The sequence below is a fragment of the Zoogloea ramigera genome (assembly GCF_006539865.1).
Lineage (GTDB): Bacteria > Pseudomonadota > Gammaproteobacteria > Burkholderiales > Rhodocyclaceae > Zoogloea > Zoogloea ramigera.
In genome coordinates this window covers 1-19,954 of sequence record NZ_BJNV01000006.1, presented here as the reverse complement: position 1 = coordinate 19,954, position 19,954 = coordinate 1, and the positions used below count along the sequence as shown (strand labels likewise).

Sequence of the window (19,954 nt, the reverse complement as noted above, 5' to 3'; positions counted from 1 at the left end):
CACAAAATGAAATGGGCGCCACGATGGGCGCCCATTTCTGAATGAGGGTGGCGAGCCTGACCCCCGGCACTTGCAGGGAACGGCTGTGGCTGCTGCCTTCCGGCCCTGACCAGGTTCACCGCGCTGCAATGCGGGGAGACCCGCCACGGCGCGGATTCTAACAGCTTGCCCCGGCCGGGGGTCAATCCTTTTGCAGCGCAGCAGGCACAAGGGGCAGAAAAATCTCGACGCACAGCCCGCCGCCAGCCCGGTTGCTGGCCTGGATGCGCCCGCCGTGGGCCTGCACCGCCCGCCGCGCGATGGCCAGCCCGAGCCCGAAGCCGCCGGTGGTGTGGCCGTTGCCGCCCCGATGGAAGGGCTCGAAGATCGCCTCGAGGTCGGCCTCGGCAACGCCCGGGCCGCGGTCTTCCACCCGCAGCACGAAGCCGCCCTCGCCCGCCGCGGCCCGCACGTCAACGCCGGTGCCGGGCGGCGTGAACTTCAGGGCGTTGCGGATCACGTTGTCGAAGGCGCGCTGGATCTGCTCGACGCGCACCGGCGCCGGGGCCTCGCCGTGGCCGTCGAAGCGCAGGCTGCGGCCCAGACTCTCGGCCTCGAAGCCGGCGTCGTCGGCGATCGCCGCGGCCAGGTCGACCAGATCCACCTGCTCCTCGTGCATGTCGCGGCTGCCGGCCTCCAGGCGGGCCAGCGTGAGCAGCTGGCCGACCAGCTCGTCCACCCGGCCGGTCTCGCGCTCGATGCGCTCGATGCTGGCCTCGAGGCGCGACGGGTCCTGGCGCATCAGGCCGATGGCGGCCTGCAGGCGGGCCAGGGGCGAGCGCAGCTCGTGGGAGACGTCGTGGAGCAGGCGGCGCTGGGCGCCGATCAGGCTCTGCAACTGCTGGGCCATGCGGTCGAAGTCGCCGCCCAGGTCGGCGATCTCGTCGCGCCGGCTGCCCATCAGCGGCCGCACCCGGGTTTCCAGCCGCCCCTCGGCCACCGCCCCGAAGGCCCAGCGCAGGTTGCGGATAGGTTTCGACAGATACCAGGCCAGCAGCGCACTGAAGAAGACGCTCGCCACCAGCCCCACCGACACCGGCGCCCACAGGCCCGGCGGCTCCGGCGGGTGGCGTGGCCCGAAGCCACGCACGTCGCGCCCCACCGCCTCGGCGGGGATAAACAGCAGGTGAGCCTGCCCGTCGGCCGTCGTCACCTGGCGGGCCGGCCGGCGCGGGTCGGCCGAGCGGGCCCGCTGGCGGGCATCGGCGACAACCGCCTCCGACACCTCGCGCCCGAGCAGTTCGTGGCCCGCGCCGTCCACCACATAGAGCAGCAGCGGCATGCGCTCCCGCGGCCAGTCGGCGAGCCACGCCCGCAGCGCCGGCACGCCGCCGTGGCCGAGCACCGCGGCGGCGGCCGACACCGTCATCGCCGCCCGCGGCCCGCCGGCCAGGGCCGAGTCGCGCTCGGCCTCGATGCGGCTGCGCTCGCCCTGCTGGTGCCACCACACCGCGCTGCCGACCGCCGCGCCGGCCAGGATCAACGCCAGCCAGAACGCGAAGAAGAATTTCCAGAAAAGGCGCCCCAGCCTCATCGCCCCGCCCTCACTCGCGCACCATCAGATAACCCTGCCCGCGCACCGTCTCGATCCACGAACGGCCGTCCGGGCGCACCCCCAGCTTGTGGCGGATGCTCGACAGGTGCACGTCAATGCTGCGGTCGAAGCGGGCCAGCGGCCGCCCCAGGCCCTGCTCGGAGAGCTCCGGCTTGCCGACCACCCGGCCGGCGTTGCGGGCGAGGAGTTCGAGCAGGTTGAACTCGGTGCTGGTCAGCGCCAACGGTTGCCCCTGCCACTGGGCGCGGCGCATCTGCGGCCACATCACCAGCGCGCCGACGCTCAGCGGGCCGGCCGCACCATCGGCGCCGGCAGGCTCGCCGCTGCGGCGCAGGATCGCCCGCAGCCGGGCCACCAGCTCGCGGGGCGTGCAGGGTTTGGGCACGTAGTCGTCGGCACCCAGCTCGAGGCCGACGATGCGGTCCACATCGTCGCCCCGGGCGGTCAGCATCAGCACCGGCACCTGGCTGTGGGCGCGGATGCGGCGCAGCGCCTCGATGCCGTTCACCCGCGGCATCATCACGTCCAGCACGACGATCGCGTACTGCCCCGACAGAGCCGCCGCCACGCCGGCCTCGCCGTCGTGCACGGCGTCCGCCGCGAAGCCCTCGCTCTCGATGTACTCCCGCAGCATCGAGACCAGCTCCACGTCGTCGTCCACCAGCAAAACCTTGTTCATCCTGCACCTGCCCTTCTGGAATGCCTCGATGATACGAGCCGCCGCGCGGCGTACCAAAGCGTGCGCGGAGCTTTTACCCGCATTTACATGCCTTTACGCGCCCCGACCCGCCTGCAAACCGGGCGCGAGGGCCGAACCGCTTCGTAACACCGCCTTAACCCCCTTTTACGCACCGCGAACCGCCCTTAACCCGTCGGCGGCCGATGATTCAGCCATCAGACGAGGCCAGCCGGCCCCTGACCCGACACCCCCGATCAAGGAGAACAGCATGACCATCCACAACAAGATCCTCGGCACCCTTCTCGTCGCCGGCAGCATCGCCCTGGCGGCTCCCGCCATGGCCCACGGCATGGGCGGCATGCGCGGCGGCCACTGTGGCCAGCACCACCCCGGCGGCGCCATGATGCACGACGAAATGGGCCCCTTCGGCGGTGGCATGCACCTGCCGCCTTTCATGCGGGAACTCAATCTGAGTGACGCCCAGCATGACAAGATCTTCAAGATCATGCACGATCGAGCCCCTGCACTGCGCGACAAGGCCAAGGAGGTGAGTAAGGCGAACTACGAATTGCACGCACTCATGTTCTCGGATAAATACGATGAGGCACGCGTCCGCACCCTGAGCGAGACCAACGCCCAGGCGATGGCGACCTTGGCCCAGATGCGCGCAGCGAGCCTTAACCAGATCTACCAGACCCTGACCCCGGAACAGCGCAAGAAGGCCGATGAGCTCAAAAACCGCTTTGACAGGCAGACACCCCGCCAGAGCCCCCCGGCGCCGGGTGACGAGCGCCCGGGCCCGCGTCGCCTCTGACGCCGGCTCCACCTGAAAGCCCCCCCCTGCCGGAGCGGTCTTGCCGCCCTCCGGCAGGGGGCGTTAGTGCCTCCTGAATCCGGGTCTGTGTAGTGATGACAAGAACAGAACAACAATCACAACGAGAAAGAACACAATGCGAACCCTTGATGCCGTCGATCGGCAAATCCTTGAAATCCTGCAGAAGGACGGTCGAATCACGATGACCGACCTGGCCGTCCAGATCGGTCTCTCCGCCACCCCCTGCACCGAGCGCGTCCGCCGGCTGGAACGGGACGGGATCATCTCCGGCTACCACGCCCGGGTGAACCCCCACAGCCTCGGGCAAAGCATCCTGGTCTTCATCGAGGTCCGCCTCGCCGCCAAATCGCGCGAGATCCTCGCCAAGGTGCGGGAATCCTTCGACGAGATCGCCGACATCATGGAATGCCACCTGGTGTCCGGGGATTTCGACTACCTCCTCAAGGCGCGCCTGGGGGCCATGAGCGAATACAACGAGCTGCTGTGCCGGCTCCACGCCCTCTTGCCGGCCACCGTGGACTGCCGCAGCTACGTGGTGATGGAAGAGATGAAGGAAAGCCTCTACGTCTGCCCCTGATCCCTGGCTCCTCGAGAACCCTGCCCCATGACCCTGACTCGGCCTGCGCTCGCCCCCCCGGCGCCCAGGCCGCCACGGCAGGGGCCGCGCCCGCTGGCGAGCCGCTGGCGGCAGGCGTAGATTGGCGGCATGAAGGGACAAGGCTTTCTCCGCCGCTTCGGCTATGCCCGGGCAGGCATCGTCACGGCCTTCCGGCGGGAGCGCAGCATGCGCACCCACGGGGCGGCCGTCATCGCGGTCGGCATTTTTCTGAGCCTCACCGGGGCGCCCGCCCTGTGGTGGGCCCTCGTGGGGCTGGCGGTCGGGCTGGTGCTGGTGGCGGAGATGGCCAACACCGCCATCGAAACCCTGGCCGACCACCTGCACCCGGGCCAGCACCCGGAGATCGGCGTGGTCAAGGACGTGGCGGCCGGCGCGGTGCTGGTCGCCAGCGTCGTGGCGGTGATCGTCGGCCTGGCCTACCTGGCCACCCTGCTGCCTGCAATGCGAGCCTGAGAGACCGGCCCGAACTGCGTTCAACTCCGTCTTGAAGGTATTCCTGCCGCGCGCCCCGGGCGGCCCCGGGCGTCTCGGGCCATGGGGCCGCAGCCGGCGCAGCCGCGGATGCAACGGCTAATTGTTGCCACAATCGCAACAAAGAAAGCCATTTAAAAGGCTTTTTTTGCTCCAATCAAGGGGCTAAAGTGCGCCCCATCACCCAGGCGCATCCGCCTGCAGGAGCAAACCATGAACCGTCATCCCATCCTCTTCGTCTCCCACGGCGCCCCCGACGTGCTGCTAAAGCCCGGCGCCACCGTGCGTCTGTGGGAAACCCTGGGCGACCGGCTGCCCCGCCCGCGGGCGATCCTGGTCGTCTCGGCCCACTGGGCCGCGCGGGAACCCACCGTGAGCACCACCGCCACGCCCGAGACCATCCACGATTTCGGCGGCTTTGCGCCGGCCCTCTACGAGATGGCCTACCCGGCCCCCGGTGCCCCGGCGCTCGCCGGCCGGGTGCGCGAGCTGATCACCGGCGCCGGCCTGCCCTGCGCCGAAACCCCGGCCCGCGGCCTCGACCACGGGGCGTGGATTCCCCTGAAGGCCATGTACCCGGCGGCCGACATCCCCGTCGTGCAGCTGGCGATCCAGCCCTGCGAAGGGCCCGACTGGCACCGCCAGCTCGGTGCCGCGCTGCGCCCGCTGCGGGACGAAGGCGTGCTGATCCTGGCCTCTGGCGCCGTCACCCACAACTTCGACTGGCTCACCTGGGGCCGCAACGGCCAGCCCGTGCCCCAGGCCGCGGCCTTTGCCGACTGGGTGGGCGAGGCGCTGGCCCGGGACGACCGCCCGGCCCTCCTCGACTATCGCCGCGCCGCGCCCCACGGCGCCGGCGCCCACCCCACCGAGGAGCACCTGCTGCCGCTGTTTGCCGCCCTGGGTGCCGCCGAGCCCGGCGAGAAGCCCCTGCGCCTCACCCCCGAATACACCTACAGCGGCCTCGCCATGGACGCCTACCTGTGGCAGGACGCCAGCCCCGCCCCCTTCACTCCCGCACCCGCACAACAATGAACTCGCCCGCACGCTACACCGGCCCGGCCATCGCCGCCCACTGGGTCGTCGCCCTGCTGATCATCGTCGCCTGGCCCCTGGGCGCGTACATGCACGAGCTGCCCCTGTCGCCCGACAAGCTCAAGCTCTACGCGTACCACAAGTGGATCGGCATCACGATGCTGCTGCTCTTCGTGCCGCGCATCCTGTGGCGCATCACCCACCGCCCGCCGGCCCCGCTGCCGATGCCGGCGTGGCAGCACAAGGTGGCCGAGGGCACCCATCACCTGCTCTACCTGCTGATGGTGCTGGTGCCGCTGTCGGGTTGGCTGATGAGCTCCGCGAAGGGCTTCCAGACCGTCTATTTCGGCGTATTGCCGCTGCCCGACCTGGTGGGCAAGGACAAGGAGCTCGGCGACCTGCTGAAGGAAGCCCACGAGGCCCTCAACCTCGCGCTACTGGTGCTGGTGGGCCTGCACGTGGCCGGCGCCCTCAAGCACCACCTGATCGACAAGGACGCCACCCTGCGCCGGATGCTGCCCTTCGGCCGCTAGGCTTCACGGCGCCGCGGCCCGCGCACCACGGCGCAAGGCCGCGTCGAGGGCTGCATCGTGGCCGTAGATGTCCGGATGGAACAACACCCGCCCATCCGGTGCCACCCCGACCGTGTTGTAGGCGATCACCACCCGCAGCGGCTCACGCAGCCGCAGGGTGTTCGAGCTGCGCCGCGCCATCGCCTCGCGGATGCGCGCCTCATCCCACCCGGGCATGCCCGCCAGCACGAAGCCCGCCAGCGCCACCGGCGCCTCGACGCGGATGCAGCCGTGGCTGAAATCCCGCCGCTGGCGCGCAAACAGCCCCGGAGAGGGGGTGTGGTGGAGGTAGATGTTGTCGTCGTTGGGAAACACGAACTTGATGTCCCCCAGCGCGTTCTTCGGCCCCGGCCGCTGGCGGATGCGCAACTGGCCGCGCAGCACCGCGTTCAGCCGGTCCGGGGCCAGCGTCGTGTAAACGTGGCCGCCGCCATCGACGAACTCGAAACCCTGACGGGCCAAATAGCCGGGGCTGCGCTGCAGCTTGGGCACCAGCTCGGCCTGGGCGATGGAGGGCGGCACGTTCCAGTAGGGGCTGAACTCGATGAAGCGCATGTCCTCGGCGAAGAGCGGCGTGCGGGTGTCCAGTGCCTTGCCGACGATCACCCGCATCTGCAGCGCCAGCGTAGCCGCACCGCCCTCCAGCGTGTAGGCGCGCAGCATGAACTCGGGCACATTCACCACGATGCTCCGCGGCGCCCGCAGGCGCGGCGTCCAGCGCAGGCGTTCGAGGCCGAGCACGATCTGGCGCATCCGGTGCGCCGGTGACACCTCGAGCTGGGCGACGGTCTCGCGGCCGATCACGCCATCCGCCGCCAGGCCGTGGCGCGCCTGGAAGGCCCGCAAGCCGGCCACCACCTCGCCTTCATAGCGGCTCGCCAGCCGGGCCGTCGCCGGCAGATCACCCAGGGCCACCAGACGCCGGGCCAGGTCGCCGACCCCGGCCCAGGCCTGCCCGGGCTCGAGCTTGCGCCCGGGCAGCGGCGCCAGCGGTGTCTGCCACAGGCCGCCGCGCAGCGGGTCTTCGGCCAGCTCGCGATACCACCCGAGGGCGCGCCGCAGGCCCGGATAGTCGGGCTGGGCCGGTGCCGCCTCACGTACCGCCTCGGGCAGACGCCCGGCGGCCAGCGCCGCCTGCAGCACCTCGGCCGGAGCGAAGCCGTTGTCGCGCTCGAAACGCTGACCGGGCTGGATCACCCGCAGATCCACGCGGCCACCGTGCAGGTCGGCCAGATAACGGGTCATGGCCCGGGTGAGCGCCGCCTCGAGGGCACGCTGCCCGGCGGCGTCCAGGGCCTCGGCCTCGGCCTCGGCGAGCGCCTGCTCGAGCCCGCCCGCCCCATAGTCGTCGGGCTCGAGCCCGTCGGCGGCAGCCCCCAGCAGAATCGACACCGCCTGGTGGGCCTCCTGGTTCGGGCGCCCGTCGGCAATCCACGCGAACCCCTCGTCCTGGGCCACGGCCCAGCTGCTCAGCACGCAGAGCAGGCCACCCAATCCCAGCCGGCTGACGCATGACGAGCGCCAGCACAGCCACCAAGCAGCACGGCAAAAACGCTCAGAAGGCATAACCCGAGATTTTTTCACCACAAAAACAAAGTGGTCATATAGAGAATATTAATACCAAGGCTTTTCACAGCAAAAACACCTGGCAACCCATGTCAGCTTTTTTTACACCACACCGCCACTAATGGCACATCTCCGGCTTTTTTATAGGTTTTTTCGAATGGCATCAAAATTGCTGCTGATCACATTCGACATCGACGCCATGCCCGCGTCCCCAGCCTAACCGATCCGAAGAGGTGCCTTCATGAGCTACGTTTATGGTGAAGAACGCGTTAACGCCTACACCGTCGATTACCAGTATGCGCCGAGCGTCTCACCTCTCGCAGGCGGCGGCTACGTGGTGGTGTGGACGTCCCGCGAACAGGACGGCAGCAACGACGGCATCTACGCCCAGCGCTTCACCGCCTCGGGGGTGCCGACCGGGCCGGAGTTCCGCGTCAACACCACTACGGTCAACAACCAGGTCCAACCCAGGGTGACCGGCCTCTCCGACGGCAGCTTCGCGGTGGTGTGGACCGACGGCAGCGGCGCCGACGGCAGCAGCTACGGGATCTACATGCAGCGGGTCAACGCGGCGGGGCAGTTGCTGGGCAGCGAACAGAAGGTCAACACATTCACGACCAATGACCAGGGCCAGCCGAGCATCGCCGCCTACACCGGCGGCTACGTCGTCACCTGGTATTCCAACGGCCAGGACGGCGGCGGCTACGGCGTGTACGCCCAGCGTTTCGACAACGCCGGCAACCCGGTGCTGACGGGCGGCAGCAACGAGTTTCGCGTCAATACCGCCACCACCAACAGCCAGTACGAACCCGACGTGGCGGCCTTCGCCGACGGCCGCTTCGTCGTCGTGTGGCGCTCCGACGGCCAGGACGGCAGCAGCGCGGGCGTCTATGCCCAGCGCTATAACGCCGACGGTAGCCCGGCGGGCGGCGAGTTCCGGGCCAACTCGACCACCTCGGGCAACCAGTACGAAGCCCGGGTGGCCGCCCTTGAAGGCGGCGGCTTTGTCGTCGTGTGGCGCTCCGACAGCCAGGACGGCAGCAGCGCGGGCGTCTATGGGCAGCGCTACGACGCCGCCGGTGTCGCAGCGGGCGGTGAGTTCCGGGTCAACGAGACCACCGCCGGCGGCCAGTACCAGCCCGATGTGTCGGCCATCGCCGGCGGCGGTTTCGCGGTCAGCTGGTACAACGAGAACTACGATGTGTCCGGCACCGGCTCCTACCAGGACGTTTACGTGCGCGAATACGCCGGCGACGGCACCGCGCTCACCGGGCAGCTCAAGGCCAACACACCCACCGCCAGCCAGAGCTCCCAGTCCGAGCCGGCCATCGCCAGCCTGGGCAGCGGCAACTACGTGGTGGTGTGGAGCTCCGAAGGCCAGGACGGCAGCCAGAGCGGCGTCTACCAGCAGCTCTTCGGCGACGCCACCGAACTTCCCCGCCAGGCCAGCCCCAGCCTGGGCGACTTCGCCGGCACCCTGACCTTCGGTGAAAACCTGGTCAACGCCACGCCGCAGATCATCGACCCGGCGGTCAGCCTCCTCGACCTCGACTCCGCCAACCTCGACGGCGGCCGTGTCGAAATTTTTTACACCCAGTTCGGCAGCCCCGAAGACCAGCTTGGCGTGCGCAACCAGGGCACCGGCGTGGCCCAGATCGGCGTCACGGGCAACACGGTCAGCTACAACGACGGCAGCGGTGCGGTCGCCATCGGCACTCTCGGCGGCGGTACCAATGGCAGCCTGCTCACGATCGACCTCAACGCCAACGCCAGCGTCGACGCGGTCGAGGCGCTGATCCAGAACCTCACCTACGCCAACAGCTCCAACAGCCCGCAGGCCAGCCGGACCGTGAGCGTGCGCGTCTATGACGGCGACGGCGGCACCAGCAACGCCGGGTCGGTGCAGATCAAGGTGCTGCGTGAGAATGACGGCACGCCCCTCGCCCACGCCGAGGAGCAGGTCAACACCCACGCCACGGGCGCCCAGTACTGGCCCTCGGCAGCCACGCTGGCCGACGGCAGCTACGTGGTCACCTGGCAGTCCAACAGCGGCCAGGACGGTGACGGCTGGGGCATCTACGCCCAGCGCTTCGCCAGCAACGGCGAGGTCATCGGGCCCGAGCTGCGGGTCAACACCCTTGCCGGCGGCAACCAGAGCTGGGCCCAGGTTGCCGCCCTGTCCACCGGCGGCTACGTAATCACCTGGCAGGACGACGGCGCCAACGACGGCAGCGGCTACGCCGTGTATGGCCAGCGCTTCGACGCGGCCGGCAGCGCCCTCGGCGGCCAGTTCCTGATCAACACCACCACCAGCGGCACCCAGTACCACAACAACGTCGCCGCCTACCCCGGCGGCTTTGCCACGGTGTGGAGCACCGGCAGCGACATCTACCAGCAACGCTTCAACAACGACGGCGTCAAGGTAGGCGCCGAGACCCTCGTCAGCACCGTGCCCGGCGGCGCCACCGCCCAGGGCGGAGCCCAGTACCTGCCCGACGCGGCCGCCTGGAGCAACGGCAACCTCATCGTCGTGTGGGCCGACGGGGGCAGCAACGACGGCAGCAGCTACGGCGTCTATGGCCGCCTCTACAACGCCGCGGCTGGCACCTTCGGCAGCAGCTTCCTGGTCAACACCACCACCGCCAACCAGCAGAGCGGCGCCAGCGATTACGACGAGGCGCCCAACGTGGCGGTGCTCGCCAGCGGCAACTTCGTCGTCGTGTGGCCCTCCTACCTCCAGGATGGCAACGGCTGGGCCGTGATCGGCCAGCGCTTCGACGCCAGCGGCAACAAGCTCGGCGGCGAGTTCGTGGTGAACGAGACCACCGCCGGCAGCCAATACCAGCCCGAGATCACCGCCCTGTCCACCGGCGGCTTCGTCGTCACGTTCTACAACGACAACTACGACATCAGCGGTGCCGGCACCACCTCCGACGTCTACATCCGCGAATACGACGCCAGCGGCAACCCCATCGACGGCCAGCGCAAGCTCGAGTCCCCCGACAACAGCACCGCCGGACAGCCCGCCGTCACCGACCTGGGCGGCGGCAACTTCGCGGTCGTCTATAGCGGCTACGCGACCAGCGCAAACGGCGGCAACAACACCTACGAGATCCGCCAGCAGCTCTTCGGCACCGGCGCCGCCCTGGCCCGCTCGGAGCGCCCGGAGCTGGGCGACGTCACCGGCACCGTCACCTTTGTCGAGAACGACGTGAACGCCGGCCTGCAGGCCCTCGACACGGCCGTCGGCCTCACCGACCCGGATTCGGGCAACTTCGAGGGCGGGCGGCTCGACCTCTACTACGTGCGCGGCGCCGGCGCCGAAGACCAGCTCGGCGTCATCGACGAGGGCAACGGCCCCGGCCAGATCGGCGTGGCGGGCAGCACCGTCAGCTACGGCGGGGCCGCCATCGGCACCGTCAGCGGTGGCGCAAACGGCAGCAACCTGCGCATCGACTTCACCAGCACCGCCGCCACCGTCGAGGCGGTCGAGGCCCTCATCCAGCACCTCGGCTACCGCAACGCCGACTCCAGCCCCACCACCACCCGCAGCCTCGCCCTGCGCGTCGCCGACGGCGACGGCGGCACCAGCGAACCCAGCACCCTCACCGTCAACATCACCCAGAGCCTCGACGGCACGCCCACTGCCCACGGCGAGGAGCAGGTCAACACCCAGGCCTTCGACTACCAGTGGTCGCCCGCGGTGGCCGCGCTGAGTGGTGGCGGTTATGTGACGACCTGGATCTCCCGCAGCCAGGACGGCAGTGGCGACGGCGTGTTCGCCCAGCGTTTCCTCGAGAACGGGGTAGCCACGGGGCCCGAGTTCCGGGTGAACACCAGCACCGACGGCAACCAGCGTGAAGTCAAGGCCGCCGGCCTCGCCGACGGCAGCTTCGTGATCACGTGGACCGACCAGAACACCAATGCCGACGGCAGCAGCTACGGCGTTTACGCCCGCCGCTTCGACGCCGCCGGCGTGCCGGCGGGGTCGCAGTTCCTGGTCAACAGCGCCTCCACCAACAGCACGCAGGCAATGCCCGCCATCGATGCCTTCGCGGCCGGCGGCTACATCATCACCTGGCAATCAAACGCCACCCTCGCCACCGGCGGTGACGGCAGCGGCTACGGCGTGTATGCCCAGCGCTTCAACACCGACGGCACGCCGGTCGGCGCCCTCTTCCGCGCCAACACCACCACCAGCGGCAGCCAGTACGAAAGCGACGTGGCCACCCACGCCGACGGCAGCTTCGTCGTCAGCTGGCGCTCCGACAACCAGGACGGCAGCGGCGCCGGCATCTACTTCCAGCGCTTCGACGCCAGCGCCAACAAGCTCGGCCCCGAAACCCTGGCCAACACCCTCACCGCCAGCAACCAGTACGAAGCCAAGGTCGGCAGCCTCGTCGGCGGTGGCTTCGTGATCGTGTGGCGCGACGACAACGGCGCCGACGGCTCCGGCAACGCCGTCTTCGGCCAGCGCTTCGACGCGGCCGGCAACAAGCTCGGCGCCCAGTTCCTGGTCAATGAAACCACCAGCGGCGGCCAGTACCAGCCCGACGTGGTGGGCATCGACAACGGCGGCTTCGTCGTCAGCTTCTTCAACGACAACTACGACATCAGCGGCAGCGGCACCACCGCCGACGTCTACATCCGCGAATACGACGCCAGCGGTGTCGCCATCGACGGCCAGCGCAAGGTCAACAGCTTCCCGAGCAGCACCCAGTCGGAAGCCGCCATCGCCCACCTGGGCAGCGACAACTTCGTCGTCACCTGGCGCTCCGACACCCAGGACGGCAGCAACTCCGGCGTCTACCAGCAGCTCTTCGGCAACGCCGCCGAGCTCGCCCGCAGCTCGGCCGGCCCGGTGCTGGACGACTTCCGCACCCAGCGCATCCTGGTCAGTGATGCCGCCTCGTCCTTCTACGCCGGCAACCCGCAGCTCATCGACGCCGACGTGAGCGTGCAGGACGCCGACTCCACCGACTTCGACGGCGGCAGCTTCACCGTCACGCTGCTCAACGGCGCCACGGCCAGCGAAGCCCTCGGCATCCGCAACCAGGGCACCGGCGCCTTCCAGATCGGCGTGTCGGGCAGCGACGTCAGCTTCGCCGGCACCGTGATCGGCAGCTTCACCGGCGGCGGCGCCGGCAACGGCCTGCTCACCGTCACCCTCAACGCCAACGCCACCCCGCTGGCGCTGCGCGCCCTGGCCCAGAACATCACCTATCAGAACACCGCGCCGCCCTCCGGCACCACCGACCGCTACGTGAGCTTCCGCCTCACCGACGGCGACGGTGGCACCAGCAACGCGGCGAACGTGGAGATCCAGATCCAGCCCACGATCGCGCCCACCGCAGAGTTCGTGAACGACATCGAAACCAGCGTCACCCTCACCGAAGCCCAGGCCCAGGCCGGCGGCTTCGTGCTCGACGACGCGGCGCAGGTCGCCTACTACGGCGCCGGCAACTTCAACACCGGCACCCTCACGGTCTCCTACCTCAGCAGCACCAACCGCGTTGACGACCAGCTCGCCATCCGCAACCAGGGCAGCGGCCCCAACGAGGTGGGCGTCTCCGGCACCGCGGTGAGCTTCCAGGGCACCGAGATCGGCACCCTCAGCGGCACGCTGAACGGCGTCAACGGCAACAACCTGCAGATCACCTGGAACGCCAGCGCCACCGATCAGGGCATCGAGCGGGTCATCGAGAACCTCACCTACCGCAACGCCTCCGACGGGCCCAACGCCAGCCGCAACATCCGCTTCGTGCTGACCGACAGCACCGGCGCCGCGAGCACCGCCCGCGACATGCAGATCAACGTCACCCCGCAGGTCGACGGCGCCGGCCCGATCTTCGGCGAGCAGCAGGTCAACACCTACGAAACCAACGAGCAGCACGTGCCGGTCACCGTCGGCCTGCAGGGCCCCAACACCGGCAGCTACGTCGTGGTGTGGCGCTCCAGCGCCCAGGACGGCGACAGCTACGGCGTCTACGGCCAGCGCTACGACGCCCGGGGCGCCGCCGTCGGTGCCGAGTTCCAGGTGAACAGCCAGACCCTCGGCGCCCAGTACGAGCCCCAGGTGGCCAGCCTCGCCAATGGCGGCTTCGTCGTCGCGTGGCGCTCCGACAACCAGGACGGCTCGGCCGCCGGGGTCTACGGCCAGATCTACGCCGCCGACGGCGCCCGCGTCGGCTCCGAGCGGCAGCTCAACGCCACCACCACCAGCAACCAGAATGAGCCGGCCGTGGTCGGCCTTACCGACGGCAGCTTCGTCGTCGCCTACCGCAGCGACTACACCAACGCCTCCGGCTACTACAACGACGACGTGCTGGCCCGCCGCTTCGACGCCACCGGCAACGAGCTCAACCCCGAGTTCACCGTCAACACCACCACCACCGGCACCCAGTACAACCCGCGCCTGGCGGCCCTCGCCGATGGACGGTTCGTCGCCGTCTATGGCGACGCCAGCAGCAACGACGGCAGCGGCTACGGCGTCTTCAGCAAGGTCTTCAACGCCGACGGCACCCAGGCGGTGGCCGAGCAGGTGGTCAGCACCACCGTCTCTGGCCAGCAGAGCGGCCACGACGTGGCGGCCCTCGCCGGTGGCGGCTACGTGGCCGCCTGGTGGTCGGCCGACAACCAGCTCTATGGCCAGCGCTTCGATGCCGCCGGCGCCAAGCTGGCGGGCGAGTTCCGCATCAGCACCGTCGACACCGCCCCCAACAACAACTTCGTCCGCGTCACGGCCCTGGCCAGCGGCGGCTTCGTCGCGGCCTGGGACGCCAACGGCTACGAGGTGTACATCCAGCAGTTCGACGCCGCCGGTGGCAAGGTCGACGGCCCGACCCGCGTCAACACCACCACCGCCAGCACCCAGTACTACGCTGACGTCGCCGCCATCGGCAGCGGCGGCAACTTCGTGGTCACCTGGGCCGGCTACGACCAGGAGGCCGGCGCCCCCAGCACCTACGGCATCTTCAGCCAGATCCTGGGCACCCCGGGCTCGATCACCCGCTCGGCGGCACCCGAGCTGGTCGATGTGGCCAGCCAGGTCAGCTTCGACGAGAACCTCGTCAACGCCACGCCCCAGCTCATCGACGCCGCGGTGCGCCTCACCGACTCCGACTCCGCCAATTTCAACGGCGGCCAGCTGGTGGTCAGCGTGATCAGCGGCTACGGCAGCATCGAACAGGCCCAGCTGCCCCAGAATCCGGAAGCCCAGGATCAGTTCGGCATCCGCAACCAGGGCGGCGGCACCGGCCAGGTGTCGGTTTCCGGCACCGAGCTGCGCTACGGCGGCACTCCCATCGGCACGATCGTCGCCGATGGTGCGGCGGGCCGCGACCTCGTCGTCACCTTCAACGGGGCTGCCACCGCAGCCGCCGTGGAAGCGGTGATCGAGAACCTCACCTACCGCAACACCGCCTCCAACCCGGCAGCGAGCCGCCTGGTGAGCATCCAGGTCAGCGACGGCGCCGGCGGGGCCGGCAAGCCGCAGGTGGTGCAGATCGACGTCACCCCCCAATACGACGGCGGCCAGCCCCTGTTCACCGAAGACCTGGTCAACACCTACACCCCGTCCGACCAGAGCCAGCCCGCCATGGCCCGCCTGGGCGACGGTGGCTACGTCACCGTGTGGACGTCTGAAACCCAGGACGGCTGGGGCTACGGCATCTACGGCCAGCGCTACGACGCCCAGGGCGTCGCGGTGGGCAACCAGTTCCAGGTCAACGACTACACACCCTACGACCAGACCGAGCCGGAGGTGGCCAGCCTCGACGGTGGTGGCTTCGTGGTCGTGTGGCGTGACCAGGGCGGCCGCGACGGCAGCGGCTCCGGCCTGTTCGGCCAACGCTACGACGCCGGCGGCCTGCAGGTGGGCGAGGCCTTCCTGGTCAACAGCAGCACCGGCGGCAACCAGTACCAGCCGACCATCGCCAGCGTGGCCGGTGGAGGCTTTATCGTCGCCTGGTATTCGGACGCGCTCCAGGACGGGCGCTACTACGACGTCTACGTCCAGCGCTTCGACAACACCGGCAGCCCGCTAGGCACCGAAACCCGCGCCAACACCAGCGCCGGCTTCACCAACAGCGCCCAGTACGAACCCAGCATCGCGGTGCTCAGCGACGCCAGCTTCGTCGTGACCTGGCGTGCCGACGGCAGCCAGGACGGCAACGACTCGGGCATCTTTGCCCAACGCTTTGCCGCCAACGGCGCCGCCCTCGGCAGCGAGTTCCGCATCAACACCCACACCCCCAACAACCAGCTGGATCCGAGCATTGCGGCTCTCACCGGCGGCGGCTTCGTGGTGAGCTGGACGTCCTATTATCAGGACAGCGGCAGCAACTTCGGCGTGTTTGCCCAGCGCTACGCCAACGACGGCACCCCCGTCGGCAGCGAGTTCCGCGTCAACACCGCCACCGCCAGCAGCGAGCAGCAGCCCAGCGTGGGCGCCCTGGCCAACGGCGGCTTCGTGATCGCGTGGACCAACGGCAGTCAGATCTTCGCCCAGCAGTTCGACGCAAACGGCGTGGCCGTCGATGGCGACATCCGCGTCGACGTGGCCGACAACAGCTCCGCCACCCAGCCCGTGGTGCTGGGCCTGGGCAGCGGCAACTTCGTCGTCAGCTGGGCCGACCGGGGCGACGATGGCGCCAGCTCCTACGGCATCTACCAGCGCCTGTTCGGCAACCCGGCCGACTTCAGCCGCCAGACCAACCCGCTGCTGGTGGATGTGGCCAGCAGCGTCACCTATGGCGAGAACGCGCTCAACCTGGCGCCGCAGCTCATCGACCCGGGCGTCGGCCTCTACGACCCCGACTCGGCCAACTTTGCCGGCGGGCGGCTCGAGGTGGACTACATCAGCGGCTACGGCGGCCAGGATCAGCTGGGCATGCAGGGCCTCGAGAACCAGGACCAGCTCGGCATCCGCTCCGAGGGCGACGGCCCGACCCAGGTCCGCGTCAGCGGCCTCGGCGTGTATTACAGCGGGGTGCAGGTCGGCACCATCACCGCCAACGGCGCCAACCACGGCAAGCTGGCGGTGGTGTTCAACAGCAACGCCACGGTCGAAGCGGTCGAGTCGGTCGTCGAGAACCTCACCTACCAGAACACCTCCAGCAACCCCTTCGCCAGCCGCACGGTGTCGGTGCGCCTGACCGACGGCGACGGCGGCGCCAGCGACGCCAAGTTCATCACCCTCAACGTCACTGCGGCGGTGGATGGCGCCGTGCCACGGGGCCTCGAAAAGACCGTCAACACCACCGTGGCCGGCAACCAGGTGGAGCCCTCCATCGCCCACCTGGCGGCGGGCGGCTACGTGGTGGTGTGGACCGACCAGGGCGGCGCCGACGGCAGCAGCCACGGCGTCTATGGCCAGCGCTACGACGCCGACGACAACGCCGTCGGCGGCGAATTCCGCATCAGCACCACCACCGCTGGCGCTCAGTACGAGGCCCGGGTGGTCGGCCTCACGAATGGCGGCTTCGTCGCCGTGTGGCGCTCCGACAACCAGGACGGCGGCAGCGCCGGCGTGTATGCCCAGCGCTACGACGCCGCCGGCGTGGCCGTGGGTGGCGAGTTCCGGATCAACGAAACCACCGCCGGCGGCCAGTACCAGCCCGACGTCACCGCCCTCGCCGACGGCGCCTTCGCCGTCACCTGGTACAACGACAACTACGACAGCTCGGGCACCGGCAGCCATGGCGATGTCTACGTGCGCCAGTTCGGCGCCGACGGCAGCCCCCTCACCGGTCAGATCAAGGCCAACACCCCGACGGCCAGCCCGTCCAACCAGTACGAGCCGGCCATCGCGGTGCTCGGCGACGGCAGCTTCGTCGTCACCTGGCGCACCGACGCCGCCCAGGACGGCAACGGCACGGGGGTCTACGCCCAGCACTTTGCAGCCAACGGCAGCAAGCTCGGCGGCGAGTTCCGCGTCAATACCTACACCGACAGCAACCAGTACCAGCCCGACATCGCCGCCCTGAAAGACGGCGGCTACCTCATCGTGTGGCGCTCGGAGGGGCAGGATCTCTCCAGCGGCGGCATCTACGCCCAGCGCTTTGATGCCGCCGGCAACACCGTCGGCGCAGAGTTCCGCGTCAACACCACCACCAGCGGCAACCAGGACGACCCGGCGGTCACCGCCCTCGAAAACGGTGGCTGGGTCATCACCTGGGCCGACTCCGACGTCTTCCTGCAGCAATACGACGCCGCCGGCCGCCAGCTCGACGGCCAGACCCTGGTCAACCGCTACACACCCAGCACGCAAAACCAGCCCGCCATCACCAGCATGGCCGACGGCGGCTTCGTGGTGGCCTACGCGTCCTATGTGTACTCCAGCGACCAGAACGGCGACGGCCTGCCCGACGGCGGCAACAACACCCAGGAGATCCGCCTCCAGCGCTACAGCAACACCGCGCCGGTGCTCACCGACGTCTTCGTGAGCGGCGCAGAAGACAGCAGCATCGTCCTCACCGACGCGCTCTTCATCTCCGGCTTCAACGACCCGGAAGGCCAGAACCTCGCCGCGATCAAGATCACCACGCTGCCGGGCGAGGGCACCCTCAGGCTCGACGGCATTGACCTCGTCGCCGGGCAGGAGATCAGCCTCGCCGAGCTGCAGGCCGGCAAGCTCACCTATCAGGGCAACGCCAACTACTTCGGCCTCGACCAGTTCGCCTGGACGGGCAGCGACGGCGTGGCCTTTGCCGGCACCCCGGTTTACACCAACATCAACCTCAGCAACGTCAATGACGCCCCGGCCCTCGAAGCCGGCGCCGACGACACCCCCGCCGAAGGCCACTTCTTCACCCACGCCATCACCCTCGGCGACCCCGACCCGGACACCCACCAGATCACCGTCAACTGGGGCGACGGCAGCCCCAACAGCGTCTACAACACCAGCGCCGACCTGTTCAACATCGGCCACACCTACGCCGACGACGGCGTGTACAACGTCACCGTCACCGCCAACGACCAGCAGGGCCAGGGCAACAGCGTGCAGGTGGACGGCTTCCAGGTCACGGTGAGCAACGTCGCCCCCGACCTCAACCTCTTCGGCGACGCCACCGTCGTGCAGAACGAGGTGTACACCCTCACCCTCGGCGGCATCACCGAGCCGGGCGCCGACACCTTGAGCGAGTACCGCATCGACTGGGGCGACGGCAGCCCCACCCAGATCGTGCTGCCCGCCGACCTGCCCGCCAACCGGCAGCTCACCCACGCCTACGCCTCCAGCGGCGCCCGCACCATCAACGTCAGCCTGGCCGACGAAGACGGCAGCTACACCAACGTCGCCACCAAGGCCGTCACCGTCAGCGCGCCGGCCGAAGTGCTCACGGTGGATGCCGGCGCCGACCGCACGGTGGGCGAAGGCAGCACCTTCATCCAGACCATCACCTTCACCGACCCCACCGACACCGACCCCACCGGCCGCCTCTACACCATCGACTGGGGCGACGGCAGCACGTCGAGCGGCCGCACCCACAACGCCGGCACCCTGGACATCAGCCACCGCTACGCCGACGACCGCACCACCGCCTACACCGTGTCGGTCAACATCGACGACGACGGCGCCCAGCAGGCCAGCGACAGCTTCCAGGTCACGGTGAACAACGTCGCCCCCACGCTCAGCCTGTCGGGCAACGGCAGCACCGCCGAAGGCAGCCTCTACACCCTCAACATCGCCGCCTCCGACCCGGGTACCGACAGCATCACCCAGTACAGCGTGGATTGGGGCGACGGCACGCCCGCCACCCTGCTCAGCGCCGCCGAACTCGCCGCCGCCAGCGGCAACATCAGCCACACCTACGCCGACGGCAGCGCGGCCCGCACGATCACCGTCGAGGCCACCGACGAAGACGGCACCTGGAGCAACACCAAGGCCATCACCGTCGCCAACGTCGCCCCCAGCGTCACCCTCAGCGGCGCCGACGCCATCGACGAAGGCGGGAGCTACACCCTCACCCTCGTCGGCGTCACCGACCCCGGCACCGACACCCCCACCAGCTACACCATCAACTGGGGCGACGGCAACGCCGAAGTGGTCGCCAGCCTCGGCAGCTACAGCCACATCTACGCCGACGGCAACACCACCCCCACCATCAGCGTGCTCGTCACCGACGAAGACGGCGCCCACGCCAACGCCGGCAGCAAGGCCATCACCGTCAACAACGTGGCCCCCACCCTCACCCTCAGCGGCAACGCCAGCACCCCGGAAGGCAGCCTTTACGCCCTCCACATCGCCCACAGCGACCCCGGCGCCGACACCCTCCACACCTACCGCATCGACTGGGGTGACGGCAGCGCCGTCGAAGTCCTCAGTGCAGCCCAGCTCACCACCCTCGGCGGCAACCTCAGCCACACCTACGCCGATGGCGATGCCAACCGCAACATCACCGTGGAAGCCACCGACGAAGACGGCACCTGGAGCACCACCAAGGCCGTCAACGTCACCAACGTCGCCCCCGACATCGACGCCAGCGGCGCCGCCACGGCCACGGCTGGCGTCGCCTACACCCTCAACCTCGCCAACTACCTCGACCCCGGCCAGGACACGCTGCTGCCCGGCGGCGTCACCATT

Annotated in this window: 9 protein-coding genes and 1 other RNA gene; 6 read left to right on the top strand and 4 right to left on the bottom strand. The window is 69.3% G+C overall.

The annotated features are described in order from the left end of the window. Positions 1–46: 46 nt before the first annotated feature. The 3 genes from ffs to ZRA01_RS01985 form a co-directional block, all read right to left on the bottom strand. Positions 47–145, bottom strand: an RNA gene (gene ffs, locus ZRA01_RS01995) — signal recognition particle sRNA small type. A gap of 36 nt (positions 146–181) precedes the next feature. After that, positions 182–1,573 (bottom strand): HAMP domain-containing sensor histidine kinase, encoded by a 1,392-nt coding sequence (locus tag ZRA01_RS01990; protein WP_246093254.1) that lies wholly within the window; start codon positions 1,571–1,573, stop codon positions 182–184. Between the two features lie 10 nt (positions 1,574–1,583). After that, positions 1,584–2,273, bottom strand: coding sequence for a response regulator (locus ZRA01_RS01985; RefSeq protein WP_141349081.1), 690 nt, complete (start codon positions 2,271–2,273; stop codon positions 1,584–1,586). Positions 2,274–2,541: 268 nt separating this feature from the next. On the opposite strand from ZRA01_RS01985, the gene ZRA01_RS20470 reads away from it, so the two are divergent. The 5 genes from ZRA01_RS20470 (at position 2,542) to ZRA01_RS01960 (ending at position 5,766) form a co-directional block, all read left to right on the top strand. Next, positions 2,542–3,087, top strand: a complete 546-nt coding sequence (locus ZRA01_RS20470) for a Spy/CpxP family protein refolding chaperone (protein ID WP_170182870.1) — start codon at positions 2,542–2,544, stop codon at positions 3,085–3,087. A 136-nt stretch (positions 3,088–3,223) separates the two neighbouring features. Beyond that, entirely contained in the window at positions 3,224–3,685 is a 462-nt protein-coding gene (locus ZRA01_RS01975; RefSeq protein ID WP_141349079.1) for a winged helix-turn-helix transcriptional regulator, read from the top strand. Between the two features lie 129 nt (positions 3,686–3,814). Then, positions 3,815–4,180, top strand: coding sequence for a diacylglycerol kinase (locus ZRA01_RS01970; protein ID WP_141349078.1), 366 nt, complete (start codon positions 3,815–3,817; stop codon positions 4,178–4,180). 231 nt (positions 4,181–4,411) lie between these two features. Continuing rightward, positions 4,412–5,233 (top strand): dioxygenase family protein, encoded by an 822-nt coding sequence (locus tag ZRA01_RS01965; protein ID WP_141349077.1) that lies wholly within the window; start codon positions 4,412–4,414, stop codon positions 5,231–5,233. Next, positions 5,230–5,766, top strand: a complete 537-nt coding sequence (locus ZRA01_RS01960) for a cytochrome b (RefSeq protein ID WP_141349076.1) — start codon at positions 5,230–5,232, stop codon at positions 5,764–5,766. Before ZRA01_RS01965 ends, ZRA01_RS01960 begins: the two co-directional genes overlap by 4 nt. Before the next feature lie 3 nt (positions 5,767–5,769). Here ZRA01_RS01960 and ZRA01_RS01955 read toward each other — a convergent pair whose 3' ends face one another. Continuing rightward, the gene (locus ZRA01_RS01955; RefSeq protein WP_246093253.1) at positions 5,770–7,299 is read right to left on the bottom strand and encodes a L,D-transpeptidase family protein; all 1,530 of its coding nucleotides are present in this window, start codon (positions 7,297–7,299) and stop codon (positions 5,770–5,772) included. A 313-nt stretch (positions 7,300–7,612) separates the two neighbouring features. Here ZRA01_RS01955 and ZRA01_RS01950 point away from each other — a divergent pair. After that, on the top strand, positions 7,613–19,954 hold a 12,342-nt coding region (locus ZRA01_RS01950; protein ID WP_218028634.1), incomplete at its 3' end, for a PKD domain-containing protein.